We start from the raw sequence: 16,795 nt of genomic DNA, 5'->3' as shown, positions 1-16,795 counted from the left end.
CCCTCGGCACAGGGCCGCAGGCGCTCCGCCTCTCGACTCGGACGCGACCCGGTGAGGCGCTACGGGCCGGTGAGGATGTCGTGGGTGCCGATGCGACGCCAGATGACGTGCGGGGTGCCGGGACGGCATGGGGCTCCGTACTGCCACGTGGCGCGCCCTGCTGGGCCACTGCCCGCGGACCAGGTGAGTTCGTAGACGCCGGGGGAGCAGCGGACGCGCTTCATCCGCAGCCCGGCGCGGAAGCGTCCTCCGGCACGCAGGTCCTCGACGAAGGCCGCCACGGTCTGACGGAACTTGCGGCGTTGTTCCGGGGTGAGGCGGTCCAGGTCGGCAGCGAAGCGGGGCAGGGTCTCGTACGTGGGCACGGCGAACTCCTCCAGGACGCACGAAGCCCCCGGCCGGTCGGCCGGGGGCGGTGGTGGCTGGTCGTGTTGAAGGGCGTTGGTGACGTGGCGCTCAGTCGTGATGGGTTTTCGGGGTAGCGGTGTGCTGGCGTGCGCTCGACGACGGTGGAGTCGCTTGCATGGCGATTTTGGGGCTGGTGGGGCTCGTGTGGTTGCGGCGCAGTATTCGCACGGCGTCGTCAGACGTCCTCGTCGCCGGGGAGCGGCGGCATCTCCTCCCTCCAGCGGTCGGGGTGGAGCAGGTGGCAGTCGGCGGGACACCACCGGTCCCTGACGACCTCTCGCTGGGGAAAGGAGAACTCGGCGCTGAGGACCAGGTACACCAGCTCCCCGGTGATCGCGGGGCAGAGAGGACAGGGGATTCCGGCTCGGATGATTTCCATGCGCAGGAGAGTGCACACACCGGTGGCTTACTGTCTCGGGCTGAACCGACGGACCGCCCGGCGGGCGCCCCGGTAAAGATCTGGTGATGGTCTCCCGTCCGGTGGGAAGGACCCCGGATCACGCTTTTATGCAGGTCAGCGCAGGGGTTCCATGGGCTGATGATCAGCATGTCGCCAGTTCGCCCGGGGGCCGGGGTGCGCTACCTCTTCCGTGGCGTGATGGTCGGCGACGGCCACCGCGCCGTAGGCACGCCGCTGCGCGCCGCCCAGGACGAGGTCGGTGCCCCGCCCGGCGTGTGGAAGGGCCGGGGCCTGGCCGCGCTCGGCCTGACGGCCGGGGACGTGGTGAGCGAGCGGCAGGCCGAGCTCCTCCTGGGGGAAGGCCGGCACCCCGATGCCGACCGGATCGAGCGCGAGCTCCTGGACCAGGGCAAGAGCCCGGCGCAGGCTCGGCGGGCGACCGTGCTGGGCAGGCCCATCGAGCACAACCAGTCGGCGAAGAGCGACAAGGCCAAGGAGCGCACCCCGTGGCTGGCCTTCGACCTCGTGTTCCGGCCTCCGCCGACGGCGACCTCGACGACCGCGCCACGCGGCACCGGCTGGTGGGTGCCTTCCCGCTCGACCCACTGCGTGAGGGCTGCCAGGCCCCGCTGGAACGCCGCCTGCGCGTTGCTCCCGGCCTTGCGCGCGCCCTGGCCGCGTCGGTCGGCGCCGCAGGGAGTTCTGCCGGGGCGGCGGCCGACACGGGAAGCGCGGCACCGCGGATGCCCAGGGCGGTCAGGCGCTCGCGCTGCTCGTTCGACAACTGCGCCCAGGTGTCCGGTTCCTGTTGCTGTCGCCGCCACGTTTCGAGGTCATCGTCCTCGAAGACGACGCCCGGCTCGATATTAGGGCAAGTCGTCGGCGTCGACGAGGTCGGCGAGAGGCAGTTCCAATCCGGAGCGATCTCCGTTTCGGGCTCACCACCCTTGCTGGGGGCGGAGTCACGACCACGGGGCCTGAGGGCAGGTAGCAATGTCGGTGTCGGCTGTTATGGTCCGGCGAACTGATGTTGTTGGAATGAGGCGGTATGACTTCCGATCCTGAACCCGTGGCCGATCCCTCGTCTTCGCCGTCTCGTTCAGGGGCGGGACAGCGCATCGACATCACTGGAGGAGATCATTCTCCAGTCAACGTGTCGGCGCCCTTCTCCTACGCCGAGCAGGGGGGTACTGCCAGCATCAGCGTCAATCCGACGGCGCAACCTGCCCCTGCCCCGCCGTGGTGGCACCGCTCCGCCGTTGTCTGGACGGCCGTCGGCTCGGTTGCTGCTGTGGTTGCTGCGGTCGTCGCCCTCCTCGAGATGTCCTGAACCGTCCTACGTCAGCCCCCACGCGCACTCCTCCGACCAGGAAGCCCTCCTCGTGGACCAATCCCTCAGCATGCTGGCGCGTCTTGAGCGCGACGTCCTGGACGACTCAGTCGCGCTCGCTTCGATCCTGCGCCAAGTTCTGATCATGGGTGCGCACGCCTCCTCCGCCTCTCTGCGCACATGGGCCCAACAGGAGCTGAAGGGATACAGCGACCCTACGGGCGAGGTGCCGGCATACCGGAAGGTCCCGGCGCAACTGAAAGCCGACACGCTCGCGGGAAGGGACCACTTCAAGGGGCAGGACATCAGCCCCCGGGACCTGCCCGAAACAGTGGAGGACGTCGGGAACGAGGTCACGATCGCCTGGGGTGTCCACGAGATCCAGGTGACCGCGGGCTCCAGGGAAGGGGAGCACATCCGACTCGGGGGAACGAACATGGCGCAGGTTGCCCGGCTGATGACCCGTGACCAGCGTCAGCGGCAGGGCAATCCCTTCTTGGTCGTTACGTCGGTGTACTGGTCCGTCAGTACGGCGACCCTGGAAGGCATCCTCGATCAGATACGCACACGGCTCACTGAATTCGTTGCCGAACTGCGCTCTGCCCTGCCGAACGGAGAGGAAGAGCCGACGTCCGAGCAGGTCCAGCGTGCCTTCACCAGCATCCACATCACCGTCGGGGACAACTCCCCGGTGACCGTGAGCGCACCGGTTGCCTACGCGGAACAGGACGCCACCGCCACCGTCCCGGCCGACGCCCCACTGGAGCTCCCCCGGTAACAGGTCTTGGGGTCCTGTCCGTTCCGTAGGCAAGAAGCGAGTAGTCCGCATGAGCAAGCAACCGCCCCTGGACAAGTTCGAGCAGGACGTCTTGGACGAGTCGGTTCCCATCCAGCAACTCTTGCGGCTCGTGATCGTCCTGGGCGGTCGCGCGTTCTCTGAGCCCTTGCGCCTCTGGGCGCGCAACGAACTGCAGGGCTACCCCGGTCCCGGCATGCCGCTGCCCACCTACCGGACGATCACCGCGCCTTTGCAGATGGACTCGCATTCCCGCTTCTCGCAGGGACGCAACGAGACCATCAGTGTCCTCGCCCTCCCCGATGTTGCCCACGACCTGGTATCCGAGCAGCTGCCCGTCACCTTCAGCGTTGGCAAGATCCAGAACCTGATTGCCAATCAGGACCCTCATACACCGTTCAAATTTGGCCTACCCGGCAGTGCGGAACTGGCTCGTCTGATGACCAGCGAGCGCTCCGGGCAGGGGGTGGTGGTGGAGAGAATCTACTGGTCGGTTCACGCCTCGGCCCTCCACGACATCCTCGAACAGGTTCGCAACCGGCTGCTGGAGTTCGTCGCCGAACTGCGCGCCACCATGGAACCGGGAGAGTCAGAGCCCACAGTGGGCCAGGTGCACCAAGCGGCGCAGACGATCAACATCACTGTCGGCGACCACTCACCGGTCCACGTCATCGCTCCCCACCGCCACAGCGCGACGGTCAGCTTTCCCACCCGCCCGCACCACCGTTGGTGGCCTCGACGCTGACCCGCGGTGCCCACTGGTGACTGCATGCTCACCAGCGGCAGGAACTCACGCCGTCCCGCCGAGATTCGGCGCCCCGCCTACCAGCGGCTGAAGGACAGGGCCCCAGACGCTCGCCGAGGTCGTCCTGCGGGAGACAGAAGGCCGGCTGCCCACGACGCAGGAGGGCACCGTGCGCTGTGTCCAGCACCACCCCCTCGCTCCCAGCACGAACGCCCGGATGGCCCTGGAGGCCACCCCGTCCCCGGCTGTCTAAGGGTGCAACGCCGCATCGCGTTTCACCCCTGATCGGCCAGTTCGTGCGCTTCCCGGCTTCCAGGGGCGGTGTCCACTCGATCGGTCGCTAACGAGTTGGTGCGTGGTAGTGGGTGAGGTGCCCTTGCTGGCAGGTGGCATGATCCGGTTGTGGCGATCAAGGTCAATCGAGCGGTCCTGGCGCATCGGCTGTTCACCGGAATCTCGCGGCATCATCTGGCTCGCCTGATCGAGGAGTTGGCCGTGCCATGGCAGGCCGGTGTCGAAGGCCGCCGCCATGCTGCGCGGGGTGGGGGCAGGAAGCGGGCTGCTGGTGCCGGCGCCCGTCACCGACTGGTGTTCGTCGACCGGCTGGTGGCCACGCTGATCCATCTGTGCCATGATCTGCCGCACTCGGTCCTGGGCCTGTTGTTCGGCGTCGATCGCTCCACCATCACCCGGGCCGTCCAGGAGATACGCGCGCTTCTGGCCGAGCGGGGGTGCGCGGTCCCCGACCGCCCCGGCCTGCGTCTGCGGACGCTGACGGACGTGTTCGCCTATGCCCAGGCCGAAGGCATCGAGCTGCGGCTGGACGCCACCGAGATCCAGGTCCGCAGACCACCGGCCAACCGCGGCGGACGACGTGCGTTCGTCTCGGGCAAGAAGAAGCAGAACACCATGAAGGCCACCGTCATTACTGACTGGCGTGGCCGCACACTATGGACCGATACCTTGCGGCCTGGACGTATGCACGATGCCACAGCCGCCCGCAACGAAGGCATCGCCGTCTGCTTCCAACACTTTCCCGACGTCGAGGCCCTCCTGGACGACGGCTACCCCGACCTGAGCCGAGACCACTGCGGGCAAGCGATCACCCCGCCCAGAAAGCCGCGGTCGGGAGCGCTGCCCGGCAGAGTCCAGCAGTGGGAACGCGACCGCCACGGCCACTCTTTTGACCGCATCAGCGTCGAGCACGCCCTCGCCGACCACAAACGATGGAAGCAACTGACGCGCTGGACCCACCGCCGCGACCGCCTCCCCGACACCTACCGCGCCATCGTCGGCCTCGTCTCAGACCGCACCGTCACCACCTGAAGACAGGCCACGCCCAGGCCAAACACACGCCACCCGCTATCACGCACCAACTCGTTAGTGGAGGTCGTCGTTCTTGCTGATCTGGGGCCAGTCGGCCACTTCCAAGATGCGCTCCATGGCCTGGCGGGCGCGGCCGATCGCCTTGTCGAACTCGCCCTCATGCAGCAGCCGACGGGCGTTCTGCAGGTACGTCGCAGCATCGCGGCGTGCTCCGGCGGGGGCCGGAAGAGGATGGAGAAGGCGAAGCCGAAGGCGGCACCCAGACGTTCCAGCTCGTCCTGCCACACGTCGGCTGCTCGCCCCGGGCCCCGCCACCTTTCCTCCTGCCCGCGCCCTCCATTCCCGCAGGTGGTCAGTTCCACTCACCACCCCAGGTCGGGGCACTTTGCGCTCGCACGTCACCATGGCCTGCCGTTCGCGGGGCGCCACGGCCTGGCGCTCGGCGAGTCGGCGGTGAGGTTCAGAGCCGCAGGCGTCGGGGCTGGGCGGTTGCGCTGGCTATCCCCCCCGGGGGCTGGGGTGACGCGGGGAGTGGCGGGAGCACTGTTAACCGTGGGTCGCGCCCGTTTCTCCTGCTCGCAGCGGTCAGCCCGCCCGGCGGCCTCGCCACCGACGCGAGCGGCCGTGACACCGGTGGGTGTCCGCCGGGCCCTTGTACGCGCTGTGAGGCACAGGGGCCAGCGGCGGGATCCTCCGTTTCCTGACTTCTTGAAGCGGGAGAACGATCCGGCCCTGTGAGGAACCCTTGTTCGATGACGGCTTGGGGCAGCGCTTGGGTCAGCGGTGCCAGCAGGGCGGGGATGTGCCCGCTGACCTGCGAGGGTCAGGAATCGGGTCAGCGGCACGCCCTCTCCCCGGCGTTGTCAGCGGCGGGTGGCCTGGAGCGCCTGGAGGATGGCTCCGGTCTCTTCGCTCATGGTGCAGCCGAGGTCGAGGAGGAGCGCTTCGAGCTGGCGGACAGCGGTCTCCAGGCCGTTGTCGTCACCCAGGAGTGCCAGGGCGCGGAACTTGTGCCGCCACAGGCTTTCCACTTCCCGCGCTGCGTCCAGGCCCCGGGCCGCCGCCCACAGGGCGCCGCGGCCATCTTCCTGGTCGAGGTACTGGGCGGCGAGGTCGTCGGCGGCGTCGACGATCGCGGAGATCATGTCCTGCACCAGCGGTTCGGCCCACACGTAGCGGCGGGGCGGGATCCCGGAGAACGGGCGCCCGGCGACCAGGTCGAGCGCCTGGTGCAGAAGACGCCGGCCCGTCTCGGCGTCGGCGGTGGCGTGGCTCTGGGCGACGAGGCGCTGAAAGCGTGTCCAGTCGCAGTCCACATCGGCGGCGAGCCGGTAGAGCTTGTCCGGCTGGGTACTGACGTGGGGGAGGTAGCGGTTCCCGTCCGCGTCCGCTCCCAGCCACCGGCGGACGTCGCCGACCCGGGAGTTGCGGGTGTCGCGGGTGACCCGGCCGCCGGGGGCGAGGACTTCGTCGATCTGGTGGTTGGTGGCCCCGGGGTGCAGGGCCAACCAGACCGTCAGTTCCAGGGCGAGCGTGCGGCGGTTGGAGGCCACGGTGCCGCGCGCGCCCTGTACATCCACCGGTCCCAGCACCCGCACCACAGGGGCGGCGTCCTGTTCCGGCTCGGTGGGCAGGGGGATGCGGGCGCTGACGCGCGGCGCGGAGACAACCGCCGGCAGTACGACGTCCGAGAGGGAGGCCGCCGCGGCGGCGGGGGAGGGCTTCCTCCGCGAAGCCGCCTCCTGCCGCCCCGCCTCGGCACCCGCCCCGCCCTCCTCCTCCTTCTTCTCCTCTCCTTCTTCCTCGTCGGGGGCTTCGTCCTCCAGGTCGGCAAGGTCGGCGAGAGCACTACGCCGATCACCCTTCAGCGGCGCCTCACCGTCGGCCGCCCCCGCCTCGGCGGGCGCGGCGGGCCCCGGCGCCGCCGTGTCGCTCTCGGCTGTGTCGCTCTCCGACCGTTCGTCACCGCGGGGCTGCTGTGCCGGTGCGGGGGCGGGGACGTCGGTGGGGGAGTCCGCGGTGAGCGCCAGCTCCAGGATGTCGGCGTACTCCTCGGCGGAGCACGCCGACAGCATCACGCTGACGTCGGTGCCCGGCACCGTGACGGCCGGCGCGTCCGTGTCGACCGACCATGCGACGTCGTCCGGCGGTGTGCCGGTACTGCTGGTGATGATCGCCATGGCCGTGCGCACCGGTCCGCCGAGCCGCTCCCACAGACCCTCCACCGCCTCCGGGGTGGCGTTGCAGGTGTCGAGGTCCGCGACGACGACGAGCGGCCACAGCTCACCGACGTCCTCGCACGGGCGGGCCTGGCCCAGCGTCCCCTGCTCCCCGAGCGCCTCCAGGACCTGCTGCTGCTCGTCGTGGTGACGGGTCATCGCCTCCACCGCCCCGGCGAGATCGGGGTAGGGGGTGATGCGGTCGCCGTCGAGCATCGACAGCCCCGGGGCGGTGTCCTCACCCGCGACGGCGAGGTCGAGCTGACCCGCGAGCGGGGACAGCGCGAGTGTGACGGCCAGGGTGCGCAGCACGTCGATCCGGGCGGCCCCGGTCAGGTGCAGGGCCCCGAGGTGTTCGAGGTCGACCAGGACGATCGCGCCGTCCTCGTCCTGGCCCAGGGCGACGAGCCCGGGGTAGGGGGCGTCGACTTCGCGGAGTTCGTCCTCGGGCAGCAGCTCCTGGGAGCCGGCCGGGCACCACCACCGGATGCTCTGCTGAGGGCCCGCGGTGAACGGCGGGCAGGGCGGGGCGGGGGCGTCCAGGTGGAGCCGGATTCCTTCTGCCCCGAGCTGGACGGCGGCCAGGTCCGGCAGCGGGCGGCCCTCGTCGGCCAGGTGCAGGGCGGCGGTTCGCAGGGCTGCGCCCAGCAGGGCGAGTTCCACGCCGGCGTCGGCGGAGCGCAGCGCCGTTTCCGTCCGGGCGGCCTGCCCCTGGGGCATCGCGATCCGCCGCCCGGGCCGGCGGCGGCGTTGCTGGAGGATCCGGCGGGCGCCGACAGCGGCGAGGATTCCGGCGGCCAGGGCGCCGGTAGCGGCCAGCCCGAGCACCCCGACGCGGGAGCCCGCCCGCTCCTGGTCTTCGGCGCCGTCCGTGGAGGCGGCGGGGGCGGTGCTGGGCGCGGCGGGCGCCGGGTAGGTGCTGGGAGGGGTCGAGGGCAGGGCCGTGGACGGGGCGGGGGCCGGGGGAGTGGGCTTCGCCGTACGGCTCGGCCCCGGTGCCGGGGCAGCCGAGTCCGGCTCCTGCCGGTCCGGGGTCTCCTCCGCCCCGATGTCCGCCTCCGCCTGCGGGGGCGCCGTCCGGTCGGGCGGCGGGGTGCTCCTCTCCAGGGCGGCGTCCTCGACGCCGGCGGGCCCGGCATGCGGCAGGACGAGTTCCTGGCCGGGGTAGATCAGGTCGGGGTCGGTGAACGTCTGCCCGTTCGGCTGCTTGCTGCCCCGGTTCTCCTCGTACAGATCGGTCCACCGCTCACCGTCGCCGAGCTGGTCCTGCGCGATGCCGAACAGGCTGTCACCGGCCTCGACGGTGTACTGCCGCTGAGCGGCCGGGGCCTCGTCCGCGGCTGTCCGGTCCGGCTGCGCGGCGCCCGCGCCCGCGGCCCCGCTGTACGAGGTGTGGGCGGGCGTGCGGGGGGCCTCGTCGCGATCGGCGGTGGAGTTGGCCACCGGGGCGGTGCTCCTGGCCGGAGCGGCGGGGCGGGCGTCGGCGGGCAGGTGGAGGACGGCGCCCTGGGGAAGGAACTGGTCGCCGGTGGCGAGCTGCGGGATGTGCGGGTTGAGGGCGGCGATGTCCTTCCACCGCTTCCCGTCGCCCAGGTACTCCTCGGCGAGGTCCCAGGGCAGTTCGGTGGCGGACTGGACGGTGTGCTGGGGCCGGTCCGCTTCCTGGGCCGCCGCGGTAGCCCCTGCGCCTGCGGGGGAGTGGGGTCCGGCCTGGGCGACGTGGACGGTGCTGACGGCGACGGCGGGCGTGCTGGTCGCGGCGGAGGCCGCGGTGGGGGCCAGGAGCACGATGCTGCCGATGAGGAACGAGGCGAGTGACTGAATGCCGCCGAGCCCCTTGATCCTGGGGGCGGAGCGGCGGCGGAGCACGGCGACGAACTCGACCAGGGCGGAGAGGGTGAACAGCGCCCACCCGGCCCAGCCCAGGCAGGTGAGGACGACGAGGAACAGGGTTCCGTCGTCCTGCTGCATCAGCAGGTCCAGGCCGCCGGACAGTTCGGTGGGCTGGTGCCCCACGGCCAGGAGCAGGTAGGGGGCACCGGCGATGAGGGCCAACAGGAGGGCCAGGCCGAGCAGGGCCCGCAGCAGGACACCGGCGGTGCGCAGCGGGGCGGGGGTGCGGGGCATGGGTCAGCCTCCAGCTTGGGTCATCAGTTGGGCGGTCGCGGTGCCGGTGACGTGGATGGTGCCCCTGCCCACGAACTGGGCGAACAGGGTGGTGTAGGTGTCGTGGACGGTGACGCGGAGGCCCTGCCCGCCGTCGGTGACCTGTACGTCGCCCTGGACGCCGGCGGCGGCCAGGTAGTCCTGGGCCGCCCCGACGGCGGCGTCCGGGTCGATCGTGATGGCGGTGCCCTCGATCGCCTGAGCGGGGTCGATCTGCTGCCCGGCGGTACGGGCGGCTTCCTGCGCGACGGACGTGGCACGGTTCGCCGCGTTCAGCGCCCCGCCGCCGTCGACGAGGAGCCCCATCACCATCAGGACCGCGATCGTGGCCAGGGCGAAGAACATCGACACCGACCCTTCCTCACGCCGGCCGCCCGCCGACAGCGCATCGAGGCGCGCCCGTGCCCAGCGCCGGGTACGGGTGGTCATCCGCGCCCCCGGTAGGTGTCGATGGGACTGGACCACGAAGCGGTGAGGGTCTTGGTGCCGGGCAGGCCCGGCAGCCCGAGGTCGGACAGGGGCGCCGTGCACGCGACCTTCGCCGTGACCGTCGCGTCCACGCCGAGGTCCAGGGAGAAACCGCCGGTGTCGACGTCGACGCTGGAGACCGTGCACGTGATGCCCTCTCCGTGGAGGCTGCGGTCCGCGGCCGCCCGCGCCGCGCTCTGGGCTGTGCCCGCGTCGCGCTCCAGGGACGCGGCGCGGGCGGCCGCGCGGGCTGCGGAGTCGACGGCCCCGTCGGCGTCGGTGACGCGCCCGAACGCGATCAGCAGCAGCAGCAGGCTGATCATGACGGGGGCGAGGACCGCCGTCTCCAGGGCGTAGGACCCCCGGTCACGGCACAGCCCCGGCCGGGCGGACCGGAGGCGGGCACGGATGCTCATGGGGTGGTCCACCGTTCGACGGGTGCTTCGGCGTGCTGGACGATCTCCAGCGTCAGACCGGGCACGAGCGTGGCGACCTTCCCCCGCACGGTGATGCGGATCTGCTGGGCGCTGCTGCCCGACGAGGACACGCTGGCCCCTTCCACGCTGCCGCCGAACCGGGCCAGGAACGCCTGCGCCTGGGCGACGCCGTCGCCCGGCCCGGAGCCGAACTGGCGCCCGGACTCGACTCCGTGGCGGGCGGCGGACTGCGCCGCCTTGCGCCCGTGGAAGTACAGGCCCGCCTGGAGGGCGGTGAAGGCCAACGCGAGAACGACGAGGGCCAGGACGGCGAGCTCCACGCTGCCGAACCCGCGGTCGCCCCGGGCCCGCAGCCGCCAGCCGCGTACGCCTCTGGGCTTCCCTGCCGTCACTGCGTGTCCCCCTTTCATGTGAGCTGTCTCCTCGACGGCCGTTCAGCCGCCGTTGATGATGCCGATCTTCTCCGCCAGCTTCGTGCGCACCGCGACGACGAGGAGGCCCGCGCCCAGCAGGAGCGCTCCGGTGATGACGGCCAGTTCGGTGGAGGTCGCCCCGGCGTCCTTGCCGGCCTTGAGCGCCGCGTAGCGGCCCTGGATCCACACGGTCAGGGTCTGAATGTCCATGGGTGCTTCCTTTTCAGCTTCCGAGAATGGTCATCGTGACGGGGATCATCACGAAGGTGAGCATGAGGACGACGCCGAGGGTGACCGGCAGGACCATGGCCTCGCTGGCCTCGTTGACCTGGGCCTTCGCGTCCGAGAGCAGAGCGACGCGCAGCTGCCGGGCCTGCGCTTGGAGCGTGGTGTAGACGGCGGCCCCGTCACCGGCGAGGGCGAGGGTGTCGGCCGGGCGGGTCAGTTCGGGGATGTCGAGTTCCTCGCCGAGCTGCTTCAGCGCGTCCCAGACGGTGACGCCCGCGAGGTCGGCCTGGTGGAACACCTGCCGCATCCGGACGAAGATCCACCCGTCGCCGACTTCGGCGGTCTGGGTCAGGGCCTGCGCGGCGCCGGAGTTCGCGATGCGGGCGAGCGCCACCCGCTCCAGGTAGGAGGCGGCGGCGTGCCGCACGATCAGCCGGGCGGCAGCAGCCTCCCGGGCGACCTCCTTCACCGGCCAGAACCAGAACAGGGCGGCGAGAGCGAGCGACACCAGCACCGGCACCGCGTAGGGGAAGGGAGTCCCGGCCGCGGCGAGGAGGGCCTGTAGCAGCTGGGGGAGCAGCAGCCCGTACAGGGCGAACAGGAACCGCTTCCCCAGGTGCGCGGCCGGGCTGATCCTCAGCAGGTTCAGATCGTGGTGGGGCAGGGTGATGCGGCCCCCGAACTCCCTCAGCAGCCGGGCCCCCACCCGGTCCTGGAACCCGCCGGCCGCCGCCGACGCGGCCACCGGGGGCAGCGCCGGGCTGCTCGTGGCGACGTCCAGACGCTCCAGGGCCGAGGTGAGGTCGCGCCGCGCGGGCAGGGCCGCCCGTACGGCGAGACCGATCAGAGCCCCGGCGGCGGCTGCGGGCACAACGGCTTCCATCGGGATCACCGGACATCCTCCAGAGCGGGACGGGCCTGCTGCCCGGGGCCGAACTGGCCCGCCGAGAGCAGACGCAGGCGCCGGTCCTCGGGCAGCGGGTCGATGAGCCGCGGGTCGGGCTGCGTCCGGGCGATCTTCCGCAGCCAGCGCAGCGTGTAGGCGAACAGGGCGCCGAGGGCGGCCAGGACGAGCTGCCCGACCGGCGACTGGTACCACCCCGACCAGGCGTCGTTGAGCATGCAGCCGACCACGACGACGCAGATCACCGTGGAGACCATCCGCGAGCTCTTGCGGACCTTGGCCCGGTCGGCCTCGATGTCGCGGGCGTCTGCGGCCTGCTGATGGATGGTGACGGCCAGCGCCTCCAGAGCATCGGAGAGCCCGAGCCCCTTGTACACGGCGTGGGACTGGAGGAGCAGCACGACGTGGTCGGAGACGCCGTCGGCCAGCTCGTCGGCCAGCAGGGAGAACGCGTCGCCCGCCTCCATGCCCGCGCTCAACCGGCCGGCCAGCGCCCGCACGTTCGGCGCGATCGGGGCGGGGGCCGCCTTCGCGGACGCCCGGATCGTCTGCGTCAGGCTGATACCGGCCTGGTGGACCCCGGCCAGGTGGTTGAGCCACTGCCCCAGCGCCTCCAGGCGCTCGATACGCAGCGTCGCCGCGGTACCCGGGTTCAGCACGTAGGGCAGCCCCACCACGGCGGCGCCGGCCAGGAAGCCGTGCACCGGCCACCCCGTCCACGCCCACACCAGCAGCGCGACGACCCCGGCGGTGACCAGGAGGTGCCGCCACCGCTGCTGCCACCGGGCGGGCAGCTCCGCCTTGGCGCGCGCCAGACGGCCGGCCGCACGGGACGCCGGCTTCGACGGGTCCACGACCCGGCCGCGGAACTCCCGCACGGCCGCGAGAACTCCCAGGAGAGCCACCACGGTGCAGCAGGCGGCGACGAGAGCGAGCTGGGAGGACGTCATCGCGCACCCACCGTCTCCAGCGGCCCCAGCCACGCCCCCAGCGGGTTCTCGGTGAGCCAGTGCCGGTGGAACTGCCCGGTGCGCTCCAGGTCGTCGATGAAGGTGGGCATGTTCTTGTACACGGCGCGCGGCTCCGGCCCCTGGGGGGCGAAGAGTTCGGTGGTGACGGGCCGGCCGCCTTCGCCGACGACGTCGTGGACCTCGTAGATGTGGCTGGCGAAGCGGTGCTTGCGCCCGCCGATCGCGGTTTCGTCCAGGTAGGTGAGGTAGACGACGAGGTCGATGCTGGAGGCGATGAGGTGATGGGCGGCCTCGGTCTGCATCCCGGCCTCGGTGCACAGCTGGACCAGCCGGCTGACGATGGCGTGCGGCCGCCGTACGTGCAGGGTGCACATCGACCCGGACCCGCCGGCGGACATCGCTTGCAGCATCGGCAGGACTTCGGTGGAGCGGACCTCGCCGACGATGACGCGGGTGGCGTTGTACCGCAGAGCGGTGGAGAACATGTCGCTGATGGTGACTTCGCCCGCGTTGGTGCCCACCCGGACCTCGCCGTTGGACTGCCGGGCCTCGAACGCGAAGGTCACCGGGCCGGGCTTGGGGCCCGGCTCGTCCAGGTAGAGCTCCCGGTCGGACTCCAGCGTGATGAGCCGCTCCGCCGCCGGGATCTCCCGCCCCAGCGCACGCAGCAGGGACGTCTTGCCGGCCCCCATGTCCCCGACGACCAAAACGTTCATTTTGGCGTGGACGGCGGCGATCAGGAACCGCTCCAGCAACGGGTTCAGGGTGCCCCACCGCACCAGCTCGACGATGCCGTGCTGGCGGATGCGGTGGCGTCGGATCACGACGGAGGGCCGCGTCGTCAGGAGGGAGGCGGTGACACGGGAGCCGTCGGGCATCCGGAACCCGACCATCGGCGTCGCCTGGGTCAGGGACCGCTCCCCGTGGCCGGAGAGGCGGGCCATCCGGTTGACCCACGTGATCAGCTCTTCGTGGCTGTCGGCGACCTTCTCGATCGTGCGCCGGGGCCGGTCGTGGTACTCCACATGGGCTTTCAGCCCGTCGACCATGACGTCCTCGACGCCCTCCTGGTCCAGGAGCGATTGCAGGCGCCCGCCCCGGTACATGGAGTCGAAGACGGCGCTGCCGATCGCCGTCTCCTGCTCGGCGCTCAGCGGGGTGTTGCCCTGGGCGTACTTGGTGGCCCAGTCCGCGACCGCGGTGCGCACCAGGGACTTGGCCAGGGCCCTGCGGTCGCTCTCCTCCAGGAGCTTGTCCGGGTCGTTGGCGCTGAGGTTCTTGGAGACCTGGGCCTGGAGGTCCTCGATCACGTCCCAGCCCACGGGGATCTCGCCGGGGAGCCCGGCCAGACGCGGGACGGCGGCGGCGTGCGCCTGGGCGGCGGCGAGCGGCACGCTCGGCGCCGCCGCAGCCGCGGGGGCCGCGGGGGCCGGTTCGGGCTGGCGGCGCTGGGCCAGCCTTCCGCTCAGGAGCCCGGCGATGTCGTCGCGGCCCATGGGGGCGGGCTGGCCGCCGCCGGGCCGCTGCTGGGTGTCAGCCATGGGACCTGCCCCTGTCGGTGAGCCGCTTGAGCGCTCCGGCCAGCTGCGGGTTCGCCGCGCGCGGCGGGTACTGGCGCTGGATCTTGCGGCGGGAGACGGCCGCCTCGAACTGCTCGGTCGCGGTGCGGGCGTGCCGCAGCAGCGGGCTGCGGCCGTAGCCGCGCGGCGGCCGGCCCCCGTGGGTGAAGTAGCCCGCGGTGGCGGGATCGTTCGGAAGGGCGGCGAGCACGGGGATTTTGAGGGACTCGGTGATCTGGTGGGCACGGTAGGGGCCGTCCTCGATGAGAAGGAGCCCGAGGGCCTCGGCGCCCGAGCCGCGTTCGGTGAGTTCGGTCCGCAGCGGGTCCACCAGGTGCCGGGCCAGGGTGAGGGACTGCTCGGTGCCGCGCACGACCAGCAGGACGAGGTCGGCGCGGTGGAGCATCGGGGCCGGGGTCAGCATCGGGTGGAGCCGGCCGGATTCCAGGGCGAGGCGGCCTGCGTCGACGAAGACGTCGTAGTCGGCGTCGTCGGCCAGGACGTGCACCACCTCCGACAGGGCGGGCCAGGTCCGGGTGAGCGCCGCGGCTTGCCCCGGGTCGGTCAGGCCGGGCAGCAGCTTGCGGTGCCCGGCTTCGTCCATGGGCCACAGGTGGCTGGCGAAGGCGTTGGCCAGCGCGTCGGGCCCGGTCCGCTCGGCGGTGGCCAGGTGGTACAGGCCGTACCCGGCGCCGACCTCCCCCTGGAGGAACCCGGCGCGGATCGTGCCTCCGGCCGGGTCGCACTCGGCCAGCAGCGTGGGCCTCTTCGAGGCGAGGGTGAGCGCGAGGGCGGAGGTGGTGACCCCGCAGGACTTCGCGGAGACCAGAGCGGTGACGGGCATGGTCACTGCCCTCGCGGTTCGCGGACGAGAGCGATACGGCCCTGGGCGGCCCGGGTGGCCAGCAGCGGGCCCTTGTTCTGGGCGACGGCCAGGTTGACGACCACGTTGCCCGACGCGTCGGGCCGGGAGACCGTCACGACGACCGCGCCGATCGTCGAGGGCGGGGCTTCGGCCGCCCCGGCCTGCTGCTCGCCCTGGGCGGGGGTGGTGACGGCGAGGACCCGGTCGCCCGGAGCGAGCGTGCCGGCCGGGGCCTGACCGCGCTTCACCTGCACGCCCACCTGCTGCTTGTCGTCCCCCAGCCCGGTCCCCGCCGTGAGCTGCGTGGCGGTGAGCAGTCCGCCCTTGCGCAGATCGACCGCGGTGCGCTTGCCGAGCATCGACGTCTTCTGCCCGGCGGGAACCGGGCCCAGGGCGGCGTCGGAGCTGACCTCGGCGACGGCCAGGTCCGCTTCGGTCAGCGCCTGGCCGGCCGGGACGTCGCGGGCGACCGCCAGCACTTTCGTACGGTCGCCCGCCGAGGTGACGGCGGCCGCCGCCCCAAGTCCGGCGACGGCTGCGAGAACGACGCAGAGGGCGGCGACCGACCAGCGCCGCTCCCGCTTGACCGGCACAGCGGCGGTGATGGGAAGTTCGGGCCGGGCGGCCGACGGGGCGGCCGGGCGCGGCACCGTCGGCGCGGCAGGGGATTCCATGGGCTTCGTGTCCTTCTACGTGGTGCTGGAGATGGCTAGTTGAGGACCTGGACCTCGGCGACCGTGATGTCCACGGCGCTGTCGCGTACCTCGGTGAGCTGGCCGCTCTGCCCGCTGGTGGCCTCCCACCCGATCGTCCAGGTCGACGTCGCGGTCACGTGGTACGTGCCGGAGCCGGTGGTCGAGGAGGGGGCCTCGTAGCGGTGCCCGCAGTCCGGGGAGGGCTTCTTGCCGTACGCGGCCTTGTAGGGGGTGCCGGCGGTGGTGCAGGTGACCGTCTTCCCGTCGCCCATCTGCCACACGATCCGGCTGACCTTCGCGGTCGCCGTCACGGTGATGCCGCCGGCCGACGCGCTCGCGGTGTTCGGCCCGTACGTCTCCGGGCCCTTCTCGGTCCACAGGTACACCGGCATGCCGACCACCCCCCTGCCGCCGGGCTTCGGCGTGATCCCGATCGCGGGGCCCTTGAGGAGCATCTGGTCGACGGCGCGCTGGGCCAGGACCTCCGGGGGCACGCCGGGCGGCGGCTGGTCGGCGGCCCAGAAGGCGAGCCCCACCGCCCCGTCCGTGCCCTCGCCCATCCCCGAACTCGCGCAGGTGTTGACGTAGATGGCCCCGTCGCCGGGCTTGTGGCCCTCCCACAGGTCGCTGCCGGGCCCCGGCTGCGGGTCGAGCTTGCGGATCTCGCACGGCATGAAGTTGGGAGGCTTGCTGCTTCCGGCGCCTGAGGGCTTCCCGCCGGCGCTGCTTCCCGCCCCGCTTCCCCCACCGCTTCCCGAGGGGCGCCCGCCGGGCTTGCCGCCCGTGCCGACTTCGGCGCAGATCCACTCCGTGCTGCACCCCCCGACGTCGATGTCGGGTTCATCAACCACCGCGGCAGGCGCCG

17 protein-coding genes and 1 pseudogene are annotated in these 16,795 nt (G+C 72.0%); 5 read left to right on the top strand and 13 right to left on the bottom strand.

What is annotated here, in order from left to right; genetic code table 11:
• Positions 1–59 precede the first annotated feature (59 nt).
• Positions 60–365, bottom strand: coding sequence for a hypothetical protein (locus AMK24_RS29890; RefSeq protein ID WP_073772026.1), 306 nt, complete (start codon positions 363–365; stop codon positions 60–62).
• Positions 366–583: 218 nt separating this feature from the next.
• Complete coding sequence (locus tag AMK24_RS29885; protein WP_143203749.1) at positions 584–787, bottom strand: hypothetical protein; 204 nt, start codon at positions 785–787, stop codon at positions 584–586.
• Positions 788–1,006: 219 nt separating this feature from the next.
• Between AMK24_RS29885 and AMK24_RS29880 the strand changes: the two are divergent.
• The 5 genes and pseudogenes from AMK24_RS29880 to AMK24_RS29865 all read left to right on the top strand — a co-directional run.
• Positions 1,007–1,357, top strand: a pseudogene (locus AMK24_RS29880) (relaxase domain-containing protein); the annotation flags it as partial.
• 499 nt (positions 1,358–1,856) lie between these two features.
• A complete protein-coding gene (locus AMK24_RS33795; RefSeq protein WP_143203748.1) occupies positions 1,857–2,138 on the top strand; it encodes a hypothetical protein in 282 nt (93 codons plus the stop codon).
• Positions 2,139–2,190: 52 nt separating this feature from the next.
• The gene (locus AMK24_RS29875; RefSeq protein WP_073772024.1) at positions 2,191–2,916 is read left to right on the top strand and encodes an AbiTii domain-containing protein; all 726 of its coding nucleotides are present in this window, start codon (positions 2,191–2,193) and stop codon (positions 2,914–2,916) included.
• Positions 2,917–2,965: 49 nt separating this feature from the next.
• Positions 2,966–3,679: an AbiTii domain-containing protein gene (locus AMK24_RS29870; protein WP_073772023.1), complete on the top strand. Its 714-nt coding sequence runs from the start codon at positions 2,966–2,968 to the stop codon at positions 3,677–3,679.
• 402 nt (positions 3,680–4,081) lie between these two features.
• The gene (locus AMK24_RS29865; protein WP_206780350.1) at positions 4,082–5,005 is read left to right on the top strand and encodes a transposase family protein; all 924 of its coding nucleotides are present in this window, start codon (positions 4,082–4,084) and stop codon (positions 5,003–5,005) included.
• 863 nt (positions 5,006–5,868) lie between these two features.
• Here the strand turns inward: AMK24_RS29865 and AMK24_RS29855 are convergent.
• From AMK24_RS29855 to AMK24_RS29805, 11 genes are read right to left on the bottom strand one after another with little or no spacing between them, the layout of a single operon-like run.
• Positions 5,869–9,351, bottom strand: a complete 3,483-nt coding sequence (locus tag AMK24_RS29855; protein ID WP_073772021.1) for a LysM peptidoglycan-binding domain-containing protein — start codon at positions 9,349–9,351, stop codon at positions 5,869–5,871.
• A gap of 3 nt (positions 9,352–9,354) precedes the next feature.
• Positions 9,355–9,819 (bottom strand): TadE/TadG family type IV pilus assembly protein, encoded by a 465-nt coding sequence (locus tag AMK24_RS29850; RefSeq protein WP_079190697.1) that lies wholly within the window; start codon positions 9,817–9,819, stop codon positions 9,355–9,357.
• Positions 9,816–10,274 (bottom strand): TadE/TadG family type IV pilus assembly protein, encoded by a 459-nt coding sequence (locus AMK24_RS29845; protein WP_073772057.1) that lies wholly within the window; start codon positions 10,272–10,274, stop codon positions 9,816–9,818. The genes AMK24_RS29850 and AMK24_RS29845 overlap by 4 nt, the downstream gene beginning before the upstream one ends.
• A complete protein-coding gene (locus AMK24_RS29840) occupies positions 10,271–10,687 on the bottom strand; it encodes a TadE/TadG family type IV pilus assembly protein (protein WP_242435310.1) in 417 nt (138 codons plus the stop codon). The genes AMK24_RS29845 and AMK24_RS29840 overlap by 4 nt, the downstream gene beginning before the upstream one ends.
• A gap of 42 nt (positions 10,688–10,729) precedes the next feature.
• Complete coding sequence (locus tag AMK24_RS29835; protein WP_073772019.1) at positions 10,730–10,918, bottom strand: hypothetical protein; 189 nt, start codon at positions 10,916–10,918, stop codon at positions 10,730–10,732.
• 13 nt (positions 10,919–10,931) lie between these two features.
• The gene (locus AMK24_RS29830; protein ID WP_079190695.1) at positions 10,932–11,828 is read right to left on the bottom strand and encodes a hypothetical protein; all 897 of its coding nucleotides are present in this window, start codon (positions 11,826–11,828) and stop codon (positions 10,932–10,934) included.
• Positions 11,825–12,790 (bottom strand): type II secretion system F family protein, encoded by a 966-nt coding sequence (locus tag AMK24_RS29825; protein ID WP_079190694.1) that lies wholly within the window; start codon positions 12,788–12,790, stop codon positions 11,825–11,827. Before AMK24_RS29825 ends, AMK24_RS29830 begins: the two co-directional genes overlap by 4 nt.
• Positions 12,787–14,352, bottom strand: a complete 1,566-nt coding sequence (locus AMK24_RS29820) for a CpaF family protein (protein ID WP_073772018.1) — start codon at positions 14,350–14,352, stop codon at positions 12,787–12,789. The genes AMK24_RS29825 and AMK24_RS29820 overlap by 4 nt, the downstream gene beginning before the upstream one ends.
• Positions 14,345–15,214, bottom strand: coding sequence for a hypothetical protein (locus tag AMK24_RS29815; RefSeq protein ID WP_073772017.1), 870 nt, complete (start codon positions 15,212–15,214; stop codon positions 14,345–14,347). The genes AMK24_RS29820 and AMK24_RS29815 overlap by 8 nt, the downstream gene beginning before the upstream one ends.
• A gap of 2 nt (positions 15,215–15,216) precedes the next feature.
• Positions 15,217–15,909: an SAF domain-containing protein gene (locus tag AMK24_RS29810; protein WP_073772016.1), complete on the bottom strand. Its 693-nt coding sequence runs from the start codon at positions 15,907–15,909 to the stop codon at positions 15,217–15,219.
• Positions 15,910–15,944: 35 nt separating this feature from the next.
• Positions 15,945–16,604, bottom strand: a complete 660-nt coding sequence (locus AMK24_RS29805) for an ATP/GTP-binding protein (RefSeq protein ID WP_073772054.1) — start codon at positions 16,602–16,604, stop codon at positions 15,945–15,947.
• Between the last annotated feature and the right edge of the window lie 191 nt (positions 16,605–16,795).

This window comes from Streptomyces sp. CB02366, from assembly GCF_001905905.1.
Classification (GTDB): domain Bacteria; phylum Actinomycetota; class Actinomycetes; order Streptomycetales; family Streptomycetaceae; genus Streptomyces.
This window is presented reverse-complemented; position numbering and strand designations above follow the sequence as displayed.

What these genes read in the sequence shown, in the direction of transcription:
- AMK24_RS29835 (WP_073772019.1), bottom strand. Translation starts at nt 10,918, where the DNA reads ATGGACATTCAGACCCTGACCGTGTGGATCCAGGGCCGCTACGCGGCG.
- AMK24_RS29805 (WP_073772054.1), bottom strand. Translation starts at nt 16,604, where the DNA reads ATGCCGTGCGAGATCCGCAAGCTCGACCCGCAGCCGGGGCCCGGCAGC.
- AMK24_RS29850 (WP_079190697.1), bottom strand. Translation starts at nt 9,819, where the DNA reads ATGACCACCCGTACCCGGCGCTGGGCACGGGCGCGCCTCGATGCGCTG.
- AMK24_RS29845 (WP_073772057.1), bottom strand. Translation starts at nt 10,274, where the DNA reads ATGAGCATCCGTGCCCGCCTCCGGTCCGCCCGGCCGGGGCTGTGCCGT.
- AMK24_RS29885 (WP_143203749.1), bottom strand. Translation starts at nt 787, where the DNA reads ATGGAAATCATCCGAGCCGGAATCCCCTGTCCTCTCTGCCCCGCGATC.
- AMK24_RS29820 (WP_073772018.1), bottom strand. Translation starts at nt 14,352, where the DNA reads ATGGCTGACACCCAGCAGCGGCCCGGCGGCGGCCAGCCCGCCCCCATG.
- AMK24_RS29855 (WP_073772021.1), bottom strand. Translation starts at nt 9,351, where the DNA reads ATGCCCCGCACCCCCGCCCCGCTGCGCACCGCCGGTGTCCTGCTGCGG.
- AMK24_RS29870 (WP_073772023.1), top strand. Translation starts at nt 2,966, where the DNA reads ATGAGCAAGCAACCGCCCCTGGACAAGTTCGAGCAGGACGTCTTGGAC.
- AMK24_RS33795 (WP_143203748.1), top strand. Translation starts at nt 1,857, where the DNA reads ATGACTTCCGATCCTGAACCCGTGGCCGATCCCTCGTCTTCGCCGTCT.
- AMK24_RS29815 (WP_073772017.1), bottom strand. Translation starts at nt 15,214, where the DNA reads ATGCCCGTCACCGCTCTGGTCTCCGCGAAGTCCTGCGGGGTCACCACC.
- AMK24_RS29810 (WP_073772016.1), bottom strand. Translation starts at nt 15,909, where the DNA reads ATGGAATCCCCTGCCGCGCCGACGGTGCCGCGCCCGGCCGCCCCGTCG.
- AMK24_RS29825 (WP_079190694.1), bottom strand. Translation starts at nt 12,790, where the DNA reads ATGACGTCCTCCCAGCTCGCTCTCGTCGCCGCCTGCTGCACCGTGGTG.